Below are 21258 nucleotides of genomic sequence, written 5' to 3'. Positions count from 1 at the left end.
CGCAAGCGGACCGGCCGGCTGGCTCGTCGCGTCAAAGCGCGTTGATCTTGTCGACCATCCCGGCAGGCCATTCCTTGGCCAGGTCGGAGGCAAGATACTGCTCCTGCACATGCTTGCGGAATGCTGCGACATCGGGCTCGTAGATCTTCAGGCCCTTGCCCTTGAACGTTTCAACGAGTTCCTTCTCGCGCGTCAGGTGTTTCTCCGTCGAGAAGTCGATCGCCTTGTCCGCCGCGGCCTGGACCTTTGCCTGCTTCTCGGCCCCCATCTCGTCCCACACCTTTTTCGAGATGCTGAGAAGGTCGAATCCGACAAGGTGCGAGGTGAGCACGATCTGCGACATGACCTCGTAGAACTTCATGTTCTCGACGTTGGGCAACGGGTTGTCCTGCCCATCGATCGCGCCTGTCTGCAGGCCGGTATAGACCTCGGCGTAGGCCATTGGCGTCGGGTTCGCGCCGAGCGCCTGGCCGAGGAATTGCCAGGCGTCGCCACCCGGCATACGCAGCTTGATGCCTGCCATGTCGGCGGGAGTCTTGATTTCCTTGTCCGGCTTCAGGCCGACCTGGCGCAGGCCGAAATAGGTAGGGCCGAGCACCCTCACGCCGAGCTGGTCCTCGGTCATCCTCTTCAGCTCTGCACCGGCATCGCTGGCAAAGAACGCCTTCACGTGCGCGGCGTCACGGAACAGGTAGCCGGCGGTGACGATGGACCACGCCGGAATCTGCTTGGAGATGTCCTGCGGGGCGACGTTGCCCATCTCGAGGTTGCCGCGCTGGATGGCGACAAGTTCGGTGCCCTGCTTGAACAGGTTGCCGCCGTAATAACCCTCGAAGGCAAAGTCGTCCTTGATGGCTTCGGCGAACATCTTCATCATCTCGGCCCGGATGTCCTGTTCCGAGAACACGGCCGAGAAACGCAGCTTCGGCTTGTCCTGGGCGAAGGCGGGAATGGCGGTCGCGGCGGCGAGTGCGCCGGCGGCGACCATAAACAGGCGTCGGTTCATTTCAGCTTTCATGTCGATTTCCTCCCTATGGTCTTCATATGGTTATAGGCGTCATTGCCTTATGCGGCGGCCTCGAAATGATCTGCCATGGCGCGGCGGTCGGCCTTGCGCCCGGTGAACAGCTCGAACGCGCGGACGGCCTGATGGATCGCCATGCCGATGCCCGGCAGCGTTCTGCAGCCGATCGTACGGGCTGCGACCAGCAACTCTGTTTCGGTCGGAAAGTAGATTATGTCGGCGACCCATTTTTCGGCTGTCAGAAGAGCCGTGTCGAACGGTGTTCCGGGGTATTTCGCCATGCCCACCGGGGTCGTGTTGACGATGCCGTTTGCCATGCGCACGGCTGCGGCCGGGTCCGGCCACGTCTCGACGCGACCGCCGAACAAGGCGCCCATGCGCGACGCAAGATCCGAGGCGCGACCGGGTTGGCTGTCGAGGACCAACAGCCGGCCAACGCCCATTTGCATCAGCGCGTTTGCGACTGCGGCGCCCGCTCCGCCGGCGCCGAACATTGCGACACAGCCCATCGATGCGCCTGTCATCGCTTCGCGAAAACTCTCCGCGAAACCCCAGCTGTCGGTGTTGTGGCCTTCCTTGCGTCCGCCAGCAAAGACGACCGTATTCACCGCGCCTATCACGCGCGCTTCCGGCGACAATGCATCGAGGACGGGAATGACAGCCTGTTTAAACGGATGCGTGATGTTGAGGCCGTGAAAGCCTGCAATTTCCGCCGCCGCGATCAAGTCGCCGATCGCCGCGTCTGGCAATCCGAGCCTGTCGAAATCGAGCAAAAGGTACGAATAGCCGATGCCGAGGCGCCGGGCTTCACGCTCGTGCATGCCGGGAGTGCGCGAGGACTGAATACCGCGTCCGACGAGGCCAATCACGACCTTTTCGTTGTCGCCGCCGGCGGCGCCCTTGTGCTCGTCGGCAAGACGGCAAAGGAGGTCGACAAGGCTGTCGTCCATCTCGCGAAATTCCTCCCTGTGCGGGCCGCCTCCCAGCCCAAATGCGGCAATTCCCGGATCGCCCTTGTGTTCACGCCAAACGCGCCGGTAAATGAGCCTGTCGCGATTTGCGAATAATGTACTAACTGGTTAGTTTAGTCAAATACCGGCTGTGCCGGGGCGGGAACTCAAACTGCATGGCCGTTATCAAGAAAGAACGAAAGCCGAAGCCGGACGCGAGCACGACGCGTATCCAGGACCCTGAGGGCACGCGCCGCAACATCCTGGAGATCGCCTCCAAGGAGTTTGCCCTGAACGGTTTGTCGGGCGCGCGCATAGACGAGATCGCGGCGCGCACACGCTTCAGCAAGCGCATGATCTACTACTATTTTGGCGACAAGGAAGGCCTCTACCTGCGCGCGCTCGAGAACGCGTATCGTCAGGTGCGCGAGGGCGAGGCTCAACTTGATATCGAAGGTCTGCCCCCCGTGGCGGCACTGACGCGCCTGGTGGAGTTCACGTTCGACCACCATCACCGACACGAGGAATTCATCCGCATGGTGATGATCGAGAACATCCATCACGGCCAATACCTCCAACAATCGGATGCGATCCGCGAACTGAACGTGACGGCGATCGACCACATCTCTCGTATCTATTCACGCGGTGTCGAAGAGGGGGTCTTCCGGCCGGGACTCGACGCGGTCGAACTCCATTGGCAAGTAAGCGCGCTGTGCTTCTTCAACGTTTCCAATCGCACCACCTTTTCGATGATCTTCGGACGCGACTTCGGCGCGCCGGCACAACTCGAGCGGCTCAAACGCAACAGCGTGGAGATGCTGTTGCGTTTTGTCGCGAAGGACGAAGCTCCCGCAGAACGCTGAGCGGCCGAAACTTGCGGTGCTGGCAGCGTTGCCTTAGTTATGTACGAACTGGTTCGTTCACGACAAACCAGGGAGGAGGCGCGCTTGAAGACGTCGATCGCGACGGTGTCGATCGCCGGTGACCTGGCGGAGAAATTCGCGGCAATTTCCGCCGCGGGCTTCGACGGTGTCGAAATCTTCGAGAACGATTTCCTCGCCTTTGACGGCTCACCGCGCGACGTCGGCCGAATGGCTGGTGACGCAGGTCTGACCATAACGCTCTTCCAGCCGTTCAGGGATTTTGAGGGGTTGCCGGAGCCGCAACGCAACCGCGCCTTCGATCGTGCCGAGCGCAAGTTCGACGTCATGCAGGAACTCGGCACCGATCTGATGCTGGTATGCTCGTCGGTGTCGCCCGTCTCGCTTGGCGGGATCGACCGGGCGGCCATGGACTTTCGCGAGCTTGGCGAACGCGCCGCCAGGCGCGGTCTGCGTGTCGGCTACGAGGCATTGGCCTGGGGGCGTCACGTCAACGATCATCGCGATGCGTGGGAAATCGTGCGCAGGGCTGACCATCCGAACGTCGGGCTGGTTCTCGATTCCTTCCACACGCTGGCCCGCAGGATTGAACTCGTCTCCATCCGTTCGATACCCGCGGACAAGATCTTCATTGTCCAACTCGCCGACGCGCCGCTGATCGAAATGGACTTGCTCTATTGGAGCCGGCACTTCCGCAACATGCCAGGCGAAGGTGATCTGCCGGTGCGACAGTTCATGCAGGCGGTCGCCGCAACCGGTTATGACGGCTATCTGTCGCTCGAGATTTTCAACGATCAGTTCCGTGGCGGGTCGGCAAAGGCGATCTCCGTCGACGGACGGCGTTCGCTCGTATGGTTGATGGATCAGGTGCGGCGTGAAGAACCGGCACTTGACATGGCTATCCCGCCCATGCCCGACCGCATCGGAGTTGCAGGGGTCGAGTTCATCGAGTTCGCGGCCGATCGCCAGGACGCCGGACAGCTTGGATCGCTGTTGCGCATGCTCGGCTTTGTCGAGGCCGGTCGGCACGTCTCGAAGGACGTCACGCTCTACCGCCAGGGCGAGATCAATATTGTCATCAACACCGAGCGGCAGGGCTTTGCCCATTCTTCCTTTGTTGTCCATGGCACGTCGGCATACGCAATGGGCCTGAAGGTCGAGGACGCCGCCGCCACGGTGGCGCGCGCCGAGGCACTGGGCGCGGAGATCTTTCACCAGCGGGTTGGGCCCGGCGAGTTGTCGATCCCGGCGATCCGCGGCGTCGGCGGCGGACTGATCTACTTCCTCGATGCCAAGACCGACCTGGCGAAGGTCTGGGACATAGAGTTCACGCCGGTCACGTCGGCAAGTTCCGGCAATGGCGTCGGCCTCACCCGTATCGATCATGTCGGGCAGACCATGGCACAGGAGGAGATGCCGAGCTGGCTGCTGTTCTATGTCTCGATCTTCAGGACGACCAAGACCCCGATGGTCGACATTGTCGATCCGGCCGGCCTCGTGCGCAGCCAGGTCATCGAAGGTCTGGACAAGCGCTTCCGCCTCACGCTGAACGGCGCCGAGAGTCACCGCACCCTGGCTGGCCATTTCATCGCCGAAACCTTTGGTTCCGGCGTCCAGCACCTGGCACTCGCGACGGATGACATCTTTGCGACGGCGGCGAAGCTGCAGGCCAACGGCTTCGAACCGCTTCAGATATCGATGAACTACTACGACGACGTAGAAGCGCGCTTCGGGTTGGATCCGGAGGTCGCCGATCGGTTACGCTCAGCCAATATCCTTTATGATCGCGACGACAACGGCGAATTTTTTCAGCTCTATGCGCCGACATTCGGAGAGGGATTCATTATCGAGTTCGTTGAACGGCGCGGCGCGTATGCAGGCTATGGTGCGCCGAACGCACCATTCCGCATCGCCGCGCAAAAACGGCTGATGCGGCCCAAAGGAATGCCAAAGCTATGACAAGTATGAACTTTGCTCGCATCAATGGCGCGACGATCCACTACCGGCATCGTCCCAAAACTGGCAGGCCGACGGTCGTCTTCGCGAACTCGCTCGGCACGGATATGCGCATCTGGAACGAGGTCGAGCGAAGGCTGGCCGACGACTGTACATCCGTTGCGTTCGACAAGCGCGGACACGGCCTGAGCGAGCTGGGTGGCGCGCCGCAAACAATCGAGACCCATGCGACGGACCTTGCAGGGCTGCTCGACCATCTCAGCGTAAAGCACGCGGTGATCTGCGGGCTTTCGATCGGCGGCGTCATTGCGCAATGCCTTTACAAGACGCGGCCGGATTTGATCGAGGGATTGATCCTTTGCGATACGGCAGCGAAAATCGGCACAGTCGAGATGTGGAACGGGCGCATCAACGCGACCCTGTCGGAGGGCATCGCCAGCTTTGCCGACGACGTGATGCGAAAATGGTTCACGCCGGATTTCCATAACAATCGCGGCGAGGAACTGGCGGGTTATAAAACGATGCTGACGCGCCAGGATCCGGCCGGCTACGCTGCTGCCTGCGCGGCGATCCGCGACGCCGATTTCACCGCGACGACCGCCGCGATCAACGTGCCGACACTCTGCATTGTCGGCGATCAGGACGGATCGACGCCGCCTGAACTGGTGGAATCGCTGGCCCGCTCAATCCCCGCCGCACGGTTCGAGATCATTGCCGGTGCGGGCCACATCCCATGCGTCGAGCAGCCGGAAAGGCTGGCCGGGCTGATCCGTGGCTTCCTGAACGACATGCCAAGAGAGCGCAAATGAGCAAGCCACGACACGGCGACCGATACGTCGAAGGGATGGCGACGCGCCGTTCAGTGCTGGGTGACGCCCATGTCGACCGCGCAGAGGCGGCCAAGACCGAATTCGACATTCCTTTCCAGGAACTGATCACGGAGGCTGCATGGAGCCACGTCTGGTCGCGGCCTAACATCACCAGGCGCGAGCGTTCCATGATCACCATCGCGTTGCTCGCCGCGCTGAAGCAGGACGAAGAGGTTGCGATGCATATCCGCGCCAGCGTCAATACCGGGGCGACGCGCGACGACATACGCGAGGCGCTGCTGCATGTGGCAATCTATGCCGGGGTGCCGGCGGCAAATCATGCGATGAAGATCGCCAGGAAGACGTTCGACGAAATCGACGCTCAGGCCGGCTAATCATGACCAAGTCGCGCTTTCCCGCCAACCGCACGCCGGAAATCGGCGCCTTCTTTCCGCGCGACCGCAACTGGCATCCGCCGGCCTTCACGCCGGCCTACAAGACGTCCGTTCTGCGCTCGCCGCAACGGCCGCTTCTTTCCCTCGACAACACGCTGTCGGAGCTTACCGGGCCGGTCTTCGGCCAAAGTATTCTCGGTGAACTGGACAATGACCTCATACACAATTTTGCCGGGCCGGGCGAAAGCGCGATCGGGCCACGCATCCTCGTCTATGGCCGCCTGCTCGACGAGCGCGGCATCGGCGTCGCTGGTGCGTTGCTGGAGGTATGGCAGGCCAACGCCGGCGGACGCTATCGACACAAGAAGGAGACTTATCGCGCGCCACTCGATCCGAACTTCGGCGGCTGCGGCCGCACGATCACCGGCGAGGATGGCTCCTATTGTTTCCGCACGATCCAGCCGGGGCCATATCCCTGGCCCAACGGACCCAACGACTGGCGTCCAGCGCACATCCATTTCTCGATCTTCGGGCACGGCTTCGCGCAGCGCCTGATCACCCAGATGTATTTCGAGGGCGACCCGATGATCTGGAGGTGTCCGATCGTGCGGACCATCAACGACCGCCGCGCTATTGAAGGCCTCACCGCCGCACTCGACATGGAGGCAACGATACCGATGGATGCGCGGGCATACAAATTCGACATTGTACTGCGCGGCCGCCGCTCGACGCTGTTCGAAAACCGCATCGAGGGCAACTGATGGTCCAAGCTCTTGGCCGGCTGAAGGAAAGCGCCTCGCAGACCGCGGGACCCTACGTCCATATCGGGCTGACGCCCAACTTCGCCGGTATCTCGGGCGTCTATGAACGCGACCTTGGCACCGCGATGGTCAACGACAAGACCAGGGGCGAACGCATCAGGGTCAACATCCGGGTGATCGACGGCGCCGGCTCGCCGCTGAACGACGCACTTGTGGAGATCTGGCAGGCGGACGCCGCCGGCATCTACAATTCGCCCTCGGATCTGCGCGGCTCCGCCGACCCGAACTTTACCGGCTGGGGCCGGCTGCCCACCGACATGACGACGGGCGAATGCCTGTTCGAGACCATCAAACCCGGTCGCGTGCCGTTTTTTGACGGCCGCAAGATGGCGCCGCATTTGACGGTCTGGATCGTCGCGCGTGGCATCAACATTGGCCTTCACACCCGCATGTATTTCGGCGATGAGGAAACCGCCAACGCCGAGGATCCCGTCCTGATGCGCATTGAGCAGAAAGAGCGCGTGTCAACGCTGGTCGCGCCGCGCGATGGCGACATCTACAAGTTCGACATTCATCTCCAGGGCATCAACGAGACGGTCTTCTTCGACATATGATCGCAGCATTCGACAATCCCCTTCTGTCCGGGCCCCTCCTGTCCGGGCTTCTCGGCGATGAGAAGATGGCGACGCTGCTCGGCGTCGAGGCCGAACTTGCGACGATGCTGCAATTCGAGAAGGCGCTCGCCGACGCAGAAGCTGCGCTCGGCATCGTCCCGGCGGCTGCAGCAAGCGCCATCGGGCGCGTCCTCGACAACTTCCGGCCGGAAATCCAGGCCCTGAGGGACGCAACGGCGCGCGACGGCGTCATGGTGCCGGAACTCGTGCGGCAGATCAGGCATGCTGTCGGAGAGCCGCATTCGCAGCATGTGCATTTCGGTGCGACCAGCCAGGACGTGATCGACACGGTGATGATCCTGAGAATTCGCGCCTGTATCGACCTGTTGGAAGGACGGCTTTCGGCTCTGGTGGTCGCCTTCGCCGATCTCGGCCATCGGTTTGGCGATCGCACGCTGATGGCCCGAACCCGCATGCAGGCAGCAATTCCGATTTCCGTAGCCGACCGCGTCGCAAGCTGGCGCGAACCGCTCGTGCGCCACCATGAGCGGCTTCAATCGGTGCGGGGATCGGTTCTCGTCGTCCAGTTCGGCGGCGCCGCCGGGACACTCGAGAAGTTTGCAGACAAGGGCGCCGCCATCCGTGCCGCGCTGGCCCGGCAGCTAAGCCTCGGCGACGCGCCGCAATGGCACAGCCAGCGCGACCGCATCGCTGAACTGGCCAGTTGGCTGTCGCTTGTGACGGGCGGCCTCGGCAAGTTCGGGCAGGACATTGCACTGATGGCGCAGGCAGGCGACGAGCTGCAACGGGCGGGCGGCGGTTCGTCGTCGGCCATGGCGCACAAGCGCAATCCCATCGACGCCGAGATGCTGGTGACGCTTGCCCGCTACAACGCGGTCCAATTGTCGGGAATGCATCATGCGCTGATCCATGAGCAAGAGCGCTCTGGTGCAGCCTGGACGCTGGAATGGTTGATCCTGCCGCAGATGCTCATGGCGGCTGGAGCATCGACCTGCGTCGCGGACAGGCTGGTCCGGACCATAGCGGCAATCGGAGGCAAGATCGACTGATCCCACTAGAGCGGGATGCGTCCACTCTCCCAGGCATCGAGTGGGTTGGAAATGGCCGTGCCCTGGTTTGCCGACAATTGTGCGGCCATACCCATGGCGACAGCTTTCCAGCCATCGTCCAGCATCACCTCGACCGGCCCCTCGCCTCTCAGGGCGGCGCAGAAACGCTGATGCTGATAAAAGGTCGAGCCGTTGTGATCGCCGGCCGTCAACAATTGCGGGTCGACCGGGATCTCGACCGTGTACGGTCCCTGCGGAGAGCGCGGGCTGACAATCAACTGCGGCGTCGGCGCCGCGCCGAGATGGGCTGGCCAGAAGCGGCCGGGACCCGGCACCAGGCATTCGACTTTGCCTCGCGCACCGACGGCGCTGATCTCCTCCTGGTAGCGGCTGCCCTCTGCATACATGCACAGTTCCAGCATGGCGCGCGCCCCGCTGGCGAAATCGACCAGCACGTAGCCGCAATCCCAGATATCGGGTGTTTCGCCATCATAACATTCATCGAGATGGTTCACTTCCTGTCCGGCCGACGCCATGATTCTCACCGGTTCCGATTTCAGGATCAGCCGCATGAGATCGAAGAAATGGCAGCATTTTTCGACGAACGTGCCTCCCGATCGACGGTTGAAGCGGTTCCAGTGGGCGACCTTGTCCAGGAATGGGTAGCGATGTTCGCGGATTGTCAGCATCCGGATGCCGCCGGTGGCGTTCTGCGCCTGCTCGATGAATCGAGCGACCGGCGGCATATAGCGGTATTCCATCGCGACCCAGACTGGTGCGGTATAGGTCGCAGCGAACGCCTTCACCGCGGCTCCGTCGACCGGATCGGTGAAAAGCGGCTTCTCGACCAGGATGGGCAGCGCACGGACAGCAGCGACTTCCCTGAGCTGCGCGAAATGCACATAGTTCGGACTGGCGATGAGCAGGCAGTCGACGCGCGGATCGGCCGCCACCTCCGCGACCGAGCCGGCGATCGATGCATGCGGGGCAAGGTCTGCCGCGCGGGCGCGCATCGTCGCGTCGGGCTCGAAGATCGAAGCGACGCCGACATCGGGCAGCAGCGCGATATTGCGAAGATGCTCCTGCCCCATCATGCCGCAGCCGATGATGCCGTAGGAAATGTGCTTCGCCATAGCCGTTCCTTATCGCAGCCGCGCGACGTAGCGTGCGACGCCATGATCAAACCAGGTCCTGGAAAACTCCGCGCTGGCGCCGTCCTGCATCCAGCCGGTACGCTCGATGAAGCCGGCGGCGGCGCCCGGCGCGAGGCCGAACTCAGGCGGCGCCCATCCCGGCACCTGGCCGACCCCGACGCGGTCCTCTGCACGCAAGATCCAGATGCCGAGCGCCTTGCGGTAGTAGAGATAGAGCGAATCCGACAGTTCTTCGATTGCAACCGTCTCCACACGGGCACCGCCGAGCCAGATCTCCTCCAGCGCCGCCGGCTTGCCGCCGAGGCTCCGCAGCCGTCTTATTCTATGGGCCTCGCTGCTCGACCCGAACACCGGCAGGTCCATCGGTTTCGCCAGCCGATCGACTGACAGAACGCGCGCCGTCGGCAGCCCGCCTCCCTCCAGGAGTTCCAGCCGGAACATGGAATAGACACTGGCCACGTCAGGTTGCGAACGTACGTAGTTGCCGGAACCCTGGATGCGACTGAGCAAGCCCTTGCGCTCGAGATCGCCGAGCGCCTTGCGCAAAGTACCGACCGCTATTCCGAGCCCCGCAGCCATGTCGCGCTCCGGCGGAAGCTTCTCGCCCTCAATCATCCGCCCGGCCGCGATCTCGCGAATCAGCATTTCGCTGACCTTTTGATGCATCGGAAGCGCATAGGCGTTTCTGGACGTGGTCACATTGTCTCCAACGCAAAATTGATACACTATTGATCTACACATTCACGAATGATATGCAACAGGGAAATCCAGTCTCTGACAACGAGGAGTGCCGACATTGACGGTCGTTCCGGTGACGTCCGCAGATCTCGATGCTGCTGAAGTGTCGTGGTTTTCCGCTTTGTGCTCCGATGATTTCCGCTATCTCGGCGTACCGGATGGTACGCTGCGGTCAAGTTGGGAGCACTGCTCCGACATCGTCAAGACAGCCGAAGGACTGGGCTTTCGCAATATCCTGTGTCCCTCGTCCTACCAGGTCGGCCAGGATACCCTGTCCTTCGTGGCGGGCTGCGCTCCGATAACCCATTCGATCAACCTTCTCGCGGCGGTGCGTTGCGGCGAAATGCAACCGATCATGCTGGCGCGCACGCTGGCAACGCTCGACCACATGCTGAAGGGCAGATTGACTATAAACGTCATCTCTTCCGACTTTCCCGGCGAGGTCGCCGACAGCCGCTTCCGCTATCAGCGTTCGCGCGAGGTCATCGAGATCCTGCGTCAGGCCTGGACGCGCGACGAAATCGACCATCAGGGCGAGGTCTACCAATTCGGGAAAGTAACCGCCGACCCGGCAAAGCCCTACCAACAGAATGGCGGGCCGCTGCTCTATTTCGGCGGCTATTCGCCCGACGCGCTCGAACTCTGCGGCGCACAGTGCGACGTGTATCTGATGTGGCCGGAGGCGAAGGACGTGTTGGCGCAACGCATGCGTGATGTTCACGAGCGTGCAGCCGCCCATGGCCGCACATTGGATTACGGCCTGCGCGTCCACGTGATTGTACGCGACACCGAAGCCGAAGCCCGCGAACATGCCGAGGAGTTGGTTTCGAAACTCGACGACGAGCAGGGCAGAGTTATCCGTGCCCGCGCACTGGACGCGACATCCCTGGGCGTCGCGCACCAGGCAAAGAACCGCGCCGGCGCCGACGCACAAGGCTATGTCGAGCGGCATCTGTGGACCGGCGTTGGCCGCGCACGCTCCGGTTGCGGCGCCGCGATCGTCGGCTCGACCGATCAAGTCATGTGCGAGATCGAGGAATACCGGAAAATGGGCATCCGCGCCTTCATCTTCTCCGGCTATCCGCATCTCGACGAGGCCCTGTCCTTCGGCAAGCGCGTGCTGCCGAACATCAACACCTGCTCGCTGCCGCATGCCTATGGCCGGGTGCCGGAAATCACCCCGCCGACCCCGCTCGGAACCGGGGAGCGGCGATGATGATGCTGCGAATGCGCGTCAACGAGATTGAAGCTTCCACCGCAGCCCTTGGCCAGGAGGGCGCCTGATGTACCACTTCCTCAACCCCGAGCAGCAACCGATGAAAAGCTTCGTGCCCGGCCCCGACCGCAAGCGCGAGTTCCGCGACGCGCTCGGCCGGTTTGCGACCGGTATCACCGTCGTCACCACGATGACGCCTGATGGTCCCGTCGGCATCACAGCGAACAGCTTCGCATCGGTGTCCCTCGACCCGCCGATCGTGCTCTGGTCGATCGGCCGGCATTCGAGGCGCTTTGCCGCCTTCGCAGGTTGCGAGCATTTCGCGGTTCATGTTCTGGGCGCGGAGCAGATGGAGCTGAGCCAGCGCTTCGCTCGCGTCGGTCAAGCCTTCGACGGCCTCCCGCACGACCTGAACGATGCCGGCGTGCCGCTGCTGGGTGGCTGCCTGTCGCGGTTCGAATGCGTGCGGATCTCCGGGCATGAGGGCGGCGACCATTTGATCGTCGTTGCCCGCGTAATCGCCGCGACCTTGCGAGACGGCGAACCTCTGCTTTTCTTCGGCGGAGGTTACGGACGCTTCGAAGACGGTTCGAACGTGACCCCATCGATGTAGCGATGGCCTGGCCCGGACAGCCGTGCGAACCATACGTCTCAGGCGCGAATCGGGCCGGTCGACTGGCGTTGCACGATATGGCAGGCGAATTCGATACGGCGCGGCGGCAGGTCCCCGCCGAGATCGGCGAGCAGCAGGTCGAGCGACGCCGCGCCGATCTCGCGCATCGGGATATGCATCGTCGTGAGCGGCGGGTTTTGGAAAGCCGCCTGCGGAAGGTCATCCATGCCCATGACCGACACGTCGACAGGCACCTCGTAACCCGACTTCCGGATCGCCATCATCGCGCCGATAGCAAGACTGTCGCCCGCGGCGAGCACAGCGGTGAAATCGAGGCCACGCGCCTCGATGCGCCGCGCAATCGCTTCCGCCGCAAGGTCCGGCAGCCAATCCGCCACCTCCACGGCCAGGTCGCCGGCCGCCAGGCCGCGCTCTCGCAGTGCATCCTGCCAGCCCTCGAAGCGACGCTCGATCGTGCGCCGCCCGCGTCGCATCAGGAACAGGATGCGCCGGTGGCCGAGGTCGAGCAGGTGCTGCGTCGCGAGATGCGCCGCCGAGCGGTTGCATGGCGTCAGGCTCGAATGGTGCATCGCCGGGTCGTCGCCGTTTATGAGCACGATCGGCTTGCCGAAACCGCCGCTCAGCGTCAGCACCGCCTCGTCGTCAAGCGTCAGAAACAGGCAACCGACGACGCTCTTGTCTTGCCTGGCGTCATCGAGCAGCGCGATCTGATCATCGGCGTCGGCGATCGAGCGCGGCACCAGCTCGACACCGAGAGTCTTTGCACGCTCGTTCAGTCCGTCGAGCACATAGAAGGTGAACTGGTTGCGGCCATAGTCGATCATCGCAGCGTTGCTTGCGGCGAGGATCACCTTGCGGCCGGCGATCGACGTGGGGATCGTGTAGTTCAACTTCCTGGCGGTTTCGATGATCGTCGACCGAAGGTCGCCCCGTACGCCCTTCCCGCCGGCAAGCGCCCGCGACGCCGTGCTGACGGATACGCCACAGCGCGCGGCGACGTCTTCGAGCCGCACGCGCCGGCTGGGCGTGCCGCGCTTCCCGCTTTCGACCTTGACGACCATAGGCTGTTTCCTCACCAGACCTTCATGCTGCAAAAAAATTTCAGATTGCGCAATAAAAATTCCTGTGGCACCCATTTGCCCGACATCGCGCAAACTTGGGAGGAGTGGTGGCGTCGTCCATGAGAGATATGCGCTCAAAGCTCGACCTGCTCGTGCGCGGCATGACTGGCCTGCGCCATGACGGCCGTTTCGACGAGCCCAACCTCGACGGCACGGCTGGCGACTACATCAGCTTCGATTCCTGGGAATGGCCGCAGGGTGTGGGCCTCTACGGCCTCGTTTGCCTCTGGCGGCACAATCGCGACCCGAAACTCCTGAAGACAATCGAAGGCTGGTACGAGCGCCATTTAAAGGCGGGCCTGCCGCCGATGAACATCAACACCACCGCTCCGATGATGGCGCTGGCATTGCTCTGGGGCGAGACACGCGACCAGCGCTGGGAAACGCCTCTCTGCCAATGGGCCGAAAGGCTGCTTCGCGACATGCCTCGCACGCCCGAGGGCGGGTTCCAGCACAATGTCTCAGACAAGATCAACGACGACGAATTGTGGGACGACACGTTGTTCATGGCCGGCCTGTTCCTCGCTTTCCACGGCCGCGCGGCCGGCCGGCAAGCTTGCATCGACGAGGCTGTTCGCCAGTTCCTCGTCCATGCGCGCTATCTCGCCGACCCGAAAACCGGCTTGTGGTTCCATGGCTGGACATTTGCCGGCCGACATAATTTTGCCGGCGCTCTCTGGGCCCGCGGCAACGCCTGGATCACAGTCGGCATCCTCGACCTGATCGAAAATGGCGGTGTCGGCAAGCCAGTCGAAGCCTATCTGCTCGGCGTGCTGGAAGCGCAGATCGAAGCGCTGCTGCGCCTGCAGGCGCCATCGGGAGCATGGCACACCTTGCTTGATGACCCGACCTCCTATGAGGAGATGTCGGCCACCGCCGGCATCGGCTATGGTCTCATGAAAGCTGCGCGCCTGGGCTTCGGGCCCAAGGCGTGCGGTCCGGCGGGCCGGCGCGCACTCGACGCGGTGCTGGCCAGAATCGACGAGAACGGCGTGCTCGGAAACGTTTCCTATGGCACCCGCATGGGCCATGATCTCCAATTCTACCGCGACATCCCGATCCAGCCTACCGGCTACGGCCAGGCCCTGGCGATCCTCTGCCTCACCGAGGGGATGATCCATGCCGAAGCTGACGAGGCAGCGGCATGACGATGCGCGTTCTCTTCGGCGCCGGTCCGGGCGACATCGATGGCTACGGGACGGAGCGGCTGCGCGCCGAGTTTCTGGTGGAGCGGCTGTTCGAGCCCGGCCGTATCGCCTTCGCTTACACCCATGTCGACCGCATGATCGTCGGCGGCGCGTGCCCAACCGGAGAGCCGCTGAGTTTCGGCGATGGCGCCGACGTCGGCACGCCTCATCTGTTCACCGCGCGCGAGATGGGCATCGCCAATCTCGGCGGCGCAGGAACGGTGAGCGTCGACCAGCAGCGCTTCGCGCTCGCCAACCGCGATGTGCTCTATGTCGGGCGCGGCGCTAAGCAAGTGACGCTCGAAAGCGACAGCGCCGCGCACCCGGCCTGGTTCTATATGAACTCGGTTCCGGCCGGCGCAGACATCAAGCATCGGCTGATCACGAAATCCGAGGCGAAGCCGCTCGAACTCGGCGAGGAGCGACGTGCCAACAAGCGCACATTGCGCATGTACATTCATCCGGAAGTCGCGCCTTCCTGTCTGCTGCTGATGGGCATCACGGATCTCGCTGCGGGCAGCGTCTGGAACACCTTGCCCCCTCACCTGCATGAGCGGCGCATGGAAGCCTATCTCTATTTCGATCTCGCGGCGGAAGATCGGGTAATCCATCTGATGGGACGGCCGGACAATACCCGCCATCTGATCGTGGCCAATGGCGACTGTGTCATCTCGCCGGCCTGGTCGATCCATATGGGCAGCGGAACCGGCCCCTATGCCTTCGTCTGGGGCATGACGGGCGAGAACCAGGCCTATAACGACGTGTCGCCCGTGCCCGTTGAGACGCTGCGATGAACACCGTGGAACCGATTACGCATGATCTTGCGCTGCGCCGGCCGCTCGCGCTCGGCGCCCCCGTCGTTTACTGGCTCGTCGGCACGACGTCCGAGCAGCGCTACGATGTTGCGGATCAGCCGATGCAAGGGGAGATGGATCCCTTCTTCTTCCTGACCAAGCACAAGAATTTCATCCCGCACGAATATCCCTGCCGAACCGAGTTTGCCGCCGAACGCCGCGGGAAACGGCCCAAGCCGCAGGGCGTGTTCGAGCCGGACCGTGTTTGGCTTCCGTTCGGCTCGCCGCGCGTCGACCTGTCGGGCTTCTGGTTCCGCCCGACCGTGGTCGCCACCTGGGCAAGTACCGTGCTCGACGCAGGCTCGGACGGCCGGGCGCGGCTGCGGCTGCGCACCTGCGGCGGCGCCGTTTTGTTCGTCAACGGAATAGAGGCCGGCTGGATGGCGCCCTACGGGCGCAATCTCGAGGCTTCCCAGGATTTCGAGGTCGATCTCGTCGCCGGCGCCAACGAGATCAGCATCTGGTTCGACGATCTCGCCGAGCGTGACGCACGCTACTTCTTCCAACTCGACTATCTCCGGGGCCCAGCTGCCGAACAGGTCTTGCCCACGACCGTCAAAGGCGACGTCGCGGCGGCCATGGAAGCCGCTCTCGACGCAATGCATTTCGAGCATCCATTTTATTCCGGCGGCGAAGTGGCGCTGGTGACGGATGTCGCGCTGCCGGTTGCGGTGGATGTAGCTGTTGTGATCGAGGGCGACTTCATGTCGATCGAGGCGCCCGTGGTCTTCCGCCGCCGCATCGAAGCGGGCGCAAGACGCATCACGATTGCCGCCACGGAAGACCTTCCCGCCGACTTCCGGCATTTTGCCGTATCGCTCTCATCGTCAGGCTTTGTTGCCCGGCGGGTCTTCGGCGTCGAGATCTGTCATGCGGCGCGTCAGGGCCGCGCCTCTGCCGTCCTTGCCGACAGGATCGGCGAAGCCCTGGAACAGGTCGCCAATTTCGCGGAGGCCGATACCGTGCGGGCGCTGGCGCGGCTGGCGACCGGCCGTGGCGGCGCCGAAACCGACGCCATCATAGCTGCTGCACTGCCGGCGATCGAGGATTGCCACGACTGCGCCGATTTCATCCTGGTTCCACTGCTCTGGTGCCGTCGTGCCTATGGCGACAGGATCGCGGTCGATCTCCGTCACCGCATTGACGAGGCGATCCTCAATTATCGCTATTGGATGGATGAGCCGGGCAACGACGTGCAGTGGTACTTTTCCGAAAACCATGCGCTTCTGTTTCACACCGCGGCTTATCTCGGCGGCCATCTCTTGCCCGATGCCCGCTTTGTCCGCTCCGGGCGCACCGGCGCGGAGCAGTCGACCGTGGGCCTTGCGCGCGTGCGCGCCTGGCTCGATCATTTCGAGGCATGGGAGATGGCGGAATTCAACTCCGCCCCTTATTTCCCGATCGATCTCAAGGGGTTGACGATCCTGTACGCGCTTGGGCCAGACGCCGACGTCCGCCGGCGCGCCGGGGCTGCGATCAACCGCCTGCTCGAGATCGTCGCCCGCTCGGCTCAGCAGGGCATGCTTACCGGCGCGCAGGGCCGCTCCTACGAACACACGCTGCGCGCCGCCCGTTCGCTGGAACTTTCCGGCATTGCACGCATGCTGTGGGGCAAAGGTTTCTATGGCATGCGCTTCCACGCCCTGCCGCAGCTTGCGCTCTGCCTGCGCGACCATGGGCTCCACGTCCCGCAAGAACTGACCGGCATCGCCTGCATGGCCGGCGACGACGCGCAGGAATGGTGCTTCGCGCAGGGCCAGAACCGGATCGCCAAGCTCTACCACTACAAGACCCGCGATTTCGCCATGGGAAGCGCAGCAGCCTATCGCTGGAACGAATGGGGTTATCAGGAAACGGTGCTGCACCTGCGCCTCGGCGGCAATCCCGACGCGCAGATATGGATCAACCATCCGGGCGAGACGATTCATTCGGGCTATGGCCGGCCGTCCTACTGGGGCGGCTGCGGATCTCTGCCGCGCGTGCATCAATACCGCGACCTGGCGGTTGTGCTGTTCAGTTGCGCTGCCGAGCAACCCGACTTTACCCATGCCTGGTTCCCACAGAGCGCGTTCGACGAAGCGTGGGTCAAGGAACATATCGCTTCGGCGCGCGGCGGCGATGGGCTCGCGATGCTGAAGGCCGACGGCGCCTTCGAGCTCGTCGGCCGCGGGCCGACCGCTGGAAACGAGTTGCGCGTGCCGGGCCATCAAGCCGTATGGATCATCCGCTTGGGCCGGCGCCGGCAATATGGGTCGCTGGAGGAATTCGAGGCGCGGTTTTCTCAGCTCGCGCTCGGCCACGGAAAAAATGGCCTTCTGCATGTCAATGACCCGGAATACGGCGACGTGCTGTTCCATCCGGATGGCCGCATGGAGGCTGAGGACCGTGTCGTCGATCCGGCCGACTGGCAGGTCACGGGTGAAGCCACGTTGTTCGCAGCCGACGCCATCGCAACCAGGTGAGGATCAAAAGGAGCAGGACAAGCAGTTCGGACAGCGACAATCAAGCGGTGAAGACCGCAAAAGCGGAGGAGTGAACCATGAGAATGAACTCGATAATCCTGGGCCTTTCGGCGGGCCTTCTGTCGTCGACCGCGTTCGCAGGCGACGTTCGCGTGATGTGGTACTCGGACGGCGTCGAGGGCGAGGTCATACAGGACCTGCTCAACCGCTTCATGAAAGACAATCCGGGCATCAACGTCATTCTCGACAATGTCGCCTACAAGGTTGTCCAGGAGCAGCTTCCGGTCGAACTCGAGGCAGGACGGGGTCCCGATATCGCCCGCGTCACCAATATCAAGGAACTCGCCGATCATTGGCTCGACCTGACGCCTGTGGTTGCCGATCCAGCATACTGGCAGACGAATTTCGGCGACCAGTTCGACTGGATGCGCCCTGACGGTTCCAAAATCATTCCGGGCTTCATGACCCAGATCACGCTGACCGGCGGCTTCGTCAACAAGACGCTTTTCGAACAGGCCGGCGTGCCGATCCCGGCCGACACCGCAACCTGGGACGAATGGGTCGATGCCGCCGGCAAGGTGCAGCAGAGCCAGCAGCTCAATGCTGCCTTTGCCATCGACCGCAGCGGCCATCGTATCTCGGCGGCGAACATCTCTTATGGCGCCAACTACATCGGCGCTGATCGACTGCCGGCGCCGATCGACGCCGGCACGAAAGCCTTCGCCGAAAAGCTGGTCAATTGGGTTGCCGACGGCCGCATGAACAAGGAAATCTGGGTGTCGGCGTCGGGCACCACCTATCGCGCCGGGGCCGACGACTTCATCAATGGACAGATTGCCTACTATTATTCGGGCAGTTGGCAGGTTGCCAACCTGGCCAGCAAGATCGGCAAGAACTTCGACTGGGTGGCGACGGGCTCGCCGTGCGGGCCTGCCGCCTGCACCGGCATGCCGGGCGGCGCCGCACTGGTCGCCGTCAAATACACGAAGAACGCCGCTGAAGTCGGCAAGGTGATGGACTTCCTGGGCCGCGAGGACATCATGCGCGAATTCACCGAGCGCACCCTGTTCCTGCCCGCACACAAGGGCGTTCACGCCGGCAAGATCGATTACAAGACCGATGACGAGAACGTCAAGGCGTCGCTCGAAGCCTTCCTGAAGGCATCGGGCAAGATCGCGCCGAATGCCGCCGCCCTGCCGGCATGGAAATGGGGAACTCCGGTCTATGGCGCGCTGGTGACCCGCATCAGTCAGGTCATGGCCGGCGAGCTGAAGCTCGACGAGGCTTTCGTCCGTATCGACGAGGACATCAAGGCACAGGTGGCCGAGGCATCGAAGTAGCGTCGCGGCAGTGTCATGGCAGACGTCCGAAACGGCATAGCAACCCGCGCCGGCGCCATCATCCTGGCGCCGGTCGGCTGGCTTGCGAATGTTTTCGATGCGCCACTGCGCATGTTGCAACGGCGCACGGGCAGCAATGGCATGGCCGTGTTCTTCCTGGCGCCGAACATGCTGGTGTTCGGCATTTTCGTGCTGTTTCCGCTGGTCATCAACATCCTCTATTCGATGACCGGTGGCGGGGCGCTGTTCCTCGGCGAGCGCACCTTCGTCGGCGCCGATCAGTATGGGCGGCTGTTCAGTTGCGGCAGCTATCTCGACCCGAAGAGCTGCACCGAGGACCTGTTCTGGATCGCGGTTTGGAACACCCTGGCCTTCGTCGTGCTGCAAGTGGCGATGATGGTCGCCGTGGCGCTTGTCACCGCACTCGTACTCAACCGTGAGTTGCGCGCGCGGAGTTTCTGGCGCGCCGTGTTCTTCTTCCCTGTGCTTTTGTCGCCGGTCGTGGTCGGTCTCATCTGGCGCTGGATCCTGCAGCGGCAGGGACTGCTCAACCTGATGGTGTTCGAGGCGGGCGGAACCCCGGTCAACTGGCTGGTGGAGCGCAACTGGGCCTTCACCGCCGCGATCATGGTGTCGGTCTGGGCCCATGTCGGCTTCTATGCGCTGATCCTTCTCGCCGGCCTTCAGGCCATTCCGAAAGACCTCTATGAGGCCGCCGAGATGGACGGCACGCGGCCCATGCGTGTCTTCTGGCGCATAACGCTGCCCTTGCTGGCGCCCAACCTCCTGGTCGTGCTGGTGCTGACACTCATCCGCGCCGTGCAGATATTCGATGAGATCTATGTGCTGACCGGAGGCGGTCCCGGCACCAGCACGCTGTTCCTCACGCAGTACATCTACGAGGTCGGCTTCGCCTCGATGCTGCGCAATCCGGGGCTCGCCTCCGCAGCCTCGATCCTCATGGGAGCGGTGCTGGTCGTGCTGACCTTGATCCAGCTGGGCATCGCAAGACGCAACGAGCAGCGGGGCAAAATGCGATGAGCAGGGTTGCGGAATTTCTGTTCCGCCGGCGCGGCGGCGCCGGCTGGCACTGGACCGACGTTTTCACCTGGTTCTGGCTGATCGGCGGGCTGTTTGTCATGTTCGGTCCGGCGCTGTGGCTGGTCAACTCGTCGTTCAAGACGCCTGCGGCGCTGGCCGAGTTCCCGCCGACTGTTTTGCCCTATGTCACCGCCGAAGCAGTCGTGGAAGGGTATGAGGAGCCGCTGCAGCTCTTCGAAGTGCGCAATGACGACGGCAGCGTGCGCGTGCTCGCCGAAGTGCGCCGCCTCGGCACCGTCGCGCAGATGGTCGATCCCGCCAGCCCGGGCGAGATCATACGCGTCAACATCCGCAACCGTACGCCCAAGCGCAGCATCGCCTTCGCGCTCGACAATTATGTCCAGCCTTTCCTCGCCTTTGATTTCTTCCTCTATCTGCGCAACTCGGTCTTCGTCACCGTGGTCGCCACCCTGATTACGCTCCTGACCAATTCGATGGCTGCATTCGCTCTGTCGAAGTACAATTTTCGGGGGCGCTCCGCTGTGATGATGCTTATCGTCGCGACGCTGATGGTGCCGCTTTCCGTCATCCTGGTGCCGCTCTATTCGGTGATCTCGGCAATGGGACTGTTCAATTCGCTATGGGGCGTGATCCTGCCCACAGTGGCGACGCCCACCGGCGTCTTCATGCTGCGCCAGTACATGCTGACGATCCCCGACGAGCTGATCGATGCAGCGCGCATGGACAAGGCGTCGGAATGGCAGATCTACTGGCGCATCATCCTGCCGCTGACCGCCCCGGCGCTGGCGGTGCTGGCGATCTTTTCCGTCGTCTGGCGCTGGAACGACTTCCTCTGGCCACTGATCGTCCTGTCGCGCAAGGAGGTCTATACACTGCAGGTTGGTCTCAACACCTATGCCGGCCAACTCAATGTGCAGTGGCATTACATCCTGGCCATGACCGTGGTCACCATGATCCCGGTCGTGCTGGTGTTCATTTTCCTTCAGCGCTTCATCACCACCGGCATTGCCGGCTCCGGTCTGAAATAGAG

The 21258-nt window shown here is 62.9% G+C and carries 20 protein-coding genes; 15 read left to right on the top strand and 5 right to left on the bottom strand.

Going from position 1 to position 21258, the window contains the following annotated elements:
* Positions 1 to 31: 31 nt before the first annotated feature.
* On the bottom strand, positions 32 to 1018 hold the full coding sequence (gene dctP / locus AC0L17_RS04845; protein WP_473514973.1) for a TRAP transporter substrate-binding protein DctP: 987 nt from the start codon (positions 1016 to 1018) through the stop codon (positions 32 to 34).
* 47 nt (positions 1019 to 1065) lie between these two features.
* Positions 1066 to 1974, bottom strand: a complete 909-nt coding sequence (locus AC0L17_RS04840; protein ID WP_091595713.1) for a shikimate dehydrogenase — start codon at positions 1972 to 1974, stop codon at positions 1066 to 1068.
* 176 nt (positions 1975 to 2150) lie between these two features.
* Between AC0L17_RS04840 and AC0L17_RS04835 the strand changes: the two genes are divergently transcribed.
* From AC0L17_RS04835 to AC0L17_RS04805, 7 genes are all read left to right on the top strand, one after another.
* On the top strand, positions 2151 to 2837 hold the full coding sequence (locus tag AC0L17_RS04835) for a TetR/AcrR family transcriptional regulator (RefSeq protein ID WP_473514972.1): 687 nt from the start codon (positions 2151 to 2153) through the stop codon (positions 2835 to 2837).
* A gap of 84 nt (positions 2838 to 2921) precedes the next feature.
* Positions 2922 to 4814, top strand: coding sequence for a bifunctional sugar phosphate isomerase/epimerase/4-hydroxyphenylpyruvate dioxygenase family protein (locus AC0L17_RS04830; protein ID WP_473514971.1), 1893 nt, complete (start codon positions 2922 to 2924; stop codon positions 4812 to 4814).
* Between the two features lie 5 nt (positions 4815 to 4819).
* Positions 4820 to 5620 (top strand): 3-oxoadipate enol-lactonase, encoded by an 801-nt coding sequence (pcaD, locus tag AC0L17_RS04825; RefSeq protein WP_473515031.1) that lies wholly within the window; start codon positions 4820 to 4822, stop codon positions 5618 to 5620.
* The gene (pcaC, locus tag AC0L17_RS04820) at positions 5617 to 6015 is read left to right on the top strand and encodes a 4-carboxymuconolactone decarboxylase (RefSeq protein ID WP_128166359.1); all 399 of its coding nucleotides are present in this window, start codon (positions 5617 to 5619) and stop codon (positions 6013 to 6015) included. The genes pcaD and pcaC overlap by 4 nt, the downstream gene beginning before the upstream one ends.
* Before the next feature lie 2 nt (positions 6016 to 6017).
* Positions 6018 to 6776 carry a protocatechuate 3,4-dioxygenase subunit beta gene (gene pcaH, locus AC0L17_RS04815; protein WP_473514970.1) on the top strand — a complete coding sequence of 253 codons (759 nt, stop codon included), beginning with the start codon at positions 6018 to 6020 and terminating at the stop codon, positions 6774 to 6776.
* A complete protein-coding gene (gene pcaG / locus AC0L17_RS04810) occupies positions 6776 to 7390 on the top strand; it encodes a protocatechuate 3,4-dioxygenase subunit alpha (protein WP_128166355.1) in 615 nt (204 codons plus the stop codon). Before pcaH ends, pcaG begins: the two co-directional genes overlap by 1 nt.
* The gene (locus tag AC0L17_RS04805; protein WP_473514969.1) at positions 7387 to 8460 is read left to right on the top strand and encodes a 3-carboxy-cis,cis-muconate cycloisomerase; all 1074 of its coding nucleotides are present in this window, start codon (positions 7387 to 7389) and stop codon (positions 8458 to 8460) included. Before pcaG ends, AC0L17_RS04805 begins: the two co-directional genes overlap by 4 nt.
* Before the next feature lie 5 nt (positions 8461 to 8465).
* Here AC0L17_RS04805 and AC0L17_RS04800 read toward each other — a convergent pair whose 3' ends face one another.
* Complete coding sequence (locus tag AC0L17_RS04800; RefSeq protein ID WP_473514968.1) at positions 8466 to 9593, bottom strand: Gfo/Idh/MocA family protein; 1128 nt, start codon at positions 9591 to 9593, stop codon at positions 8466 to 8468.
* A 9-nt stretch (positions 9594 to 9602) separates the two neighbouring features.
* On the bottom strand, positions 9603 to 10280 hold the full coding sequence (locus tag AC0L17_RS04795) for a GntR family transcriptional regulator (RefSeq protein ID WP_473515030.1): 678 nt from the start codon (positions 10278 to 10280) through the stop codon (positions 9603 to 9605).
* A gap of 130 nt (positions 10281 to 10410) precedes the next feature.
* Between AC0L17_RS04795 and AC0L17_RS04790 the strand changes: the two genes are divergently transcribed.
* The gene (locus tag AC0L17_RS04790) at positions 10411 to 11568 is read left to right on the top strand and encodes an LLM class flavin-dependent oxidoreductase (protein ID WP_473514967.1); all 1158 of its coding nucleotides are present in this window, start codon (positions 10411 to 10413) and stop codon (positions 11566 to 11568) included.
* A gap of 67 nt (positions 11569 to 11635) precedes the next feature.
* On the top strand, positions 11636 to 12181 hold the full coding sequence (locus tag AC0L17_RS04785) for a flavin reductase family protein (protein WP_473514966.1): 546 nt from the start codon (positions 11636 to 11638) through the stop codon (positions 12179 to 12181).
* A 38-nt stretch (positions 12182 to 12219) separates the two neighbouring features.
* On the opposite strand, the gene AC0L17_RS04780 is transcribed toward AC0L17_RS04785, so the two are convergent.
* Positions 12220 to 13263, bottom strand: a complete 1044-nt coding sequence (locus AC0L17_RS04780; RefSeq protein WP_473514965.1) for a LacI family DNA-binding transcriptional regulator — start codon at positions 13261 to 13263, stop codon at positions 12220 to 12222.
* Between the two features lie 119 nt (positions 13264 to 13382).
* On the opposite strand from AC0L17_RS04780, the gene bglB reads away from it, so the two are divergent.
* From bglB to AC0L17_RS04750, 6 genes are all read left to right on the top strand, one after another.
* Positions 13383 to 14471 carry a beta-galactosidase BglB gene (bglB, locus tag AC0L17_RS04775; protein ID WP_473514964.1) on the top strand — a complete coding sequence of 363 codons (1089 nt, stop codon included), beginning with the start codon at positions 13383 to 13385 and terminating at the stop codon, positions 14469 to 14471.
* Positions 14468 to 15304 (top strand): 5-dehydro-4-deoxy-D-glucuronate isomerase, encoded by an 837-nt coding sequence (kduI, locus tag AC0L17_RS04770; protein WP_473514963.1) that lies wholly within the window; start codon positions 14468 to 14470, stop codon positions 15302 to 15304. Before bglB ends, kduI begins: the two co-directional genes overlap by 4 nt.
* On the top strand, positions 15301 to 17826 hold the full coding sequence (locus tag AC0L17_RS04765; protein ID WP_473514962.1) for a hypothetical protein: 2526 nt from the start codon (positions 15301 to 15303) through the stop codon (positions 17824 to 17826). Before kduI ends, AC0L17_RS04765 begins: the two co-directional genes overlap by 4 nt.
* Positions 17827 to 17903: 77 nt before the next feature.
* Positions 17904 to 19166 (top strand): ABC transporter substrate-binding protein, encoded by a 1263-nt coding sequence (locus AC0L17_RS04760; protein ID WP_473514961.1) that lies wholly within the window; start codon positions 17904 to 17906, stop codon positions 19164 to 19166.
* A 15-nt stretch (positions 19167 to 19181) separates the two neighbouring features.
* Positions 19182 to 20207: a carbohydrate ABC transporter permease gene (locus AC0L17_RS04755; RefSeq protein ID WP_473514960.1), complete on the top strand. Its 1026-nt coding sequence runs from the start codon at positions 19182 to 19184 to the stop codon at positions 20205 to 20207.
* A complete protein-coding gene (locus AC0L17_RS04750) occupies positions 20204 to 21256 on the top strand; it encodes a carbohydrate ABC transporter permease (RefSeq protein WP_473514959.1) in 1053 nt (350 codons plus the stop codon). Before AC0L17_RS04755 ends, AC0L17_RS04750 begins: the two co-directional genes overlap by 4 nt.
* Positions 21257 to 21258 lie beyond the last annotated feature (2 nt).

The sequence above is a fragment of the Mesorhizobium sp. WSM4829 genome (assembly GCF_055811475.1).
This window is presented reverse-complemented; position numbering and strand designations above follow the sequence as displayed.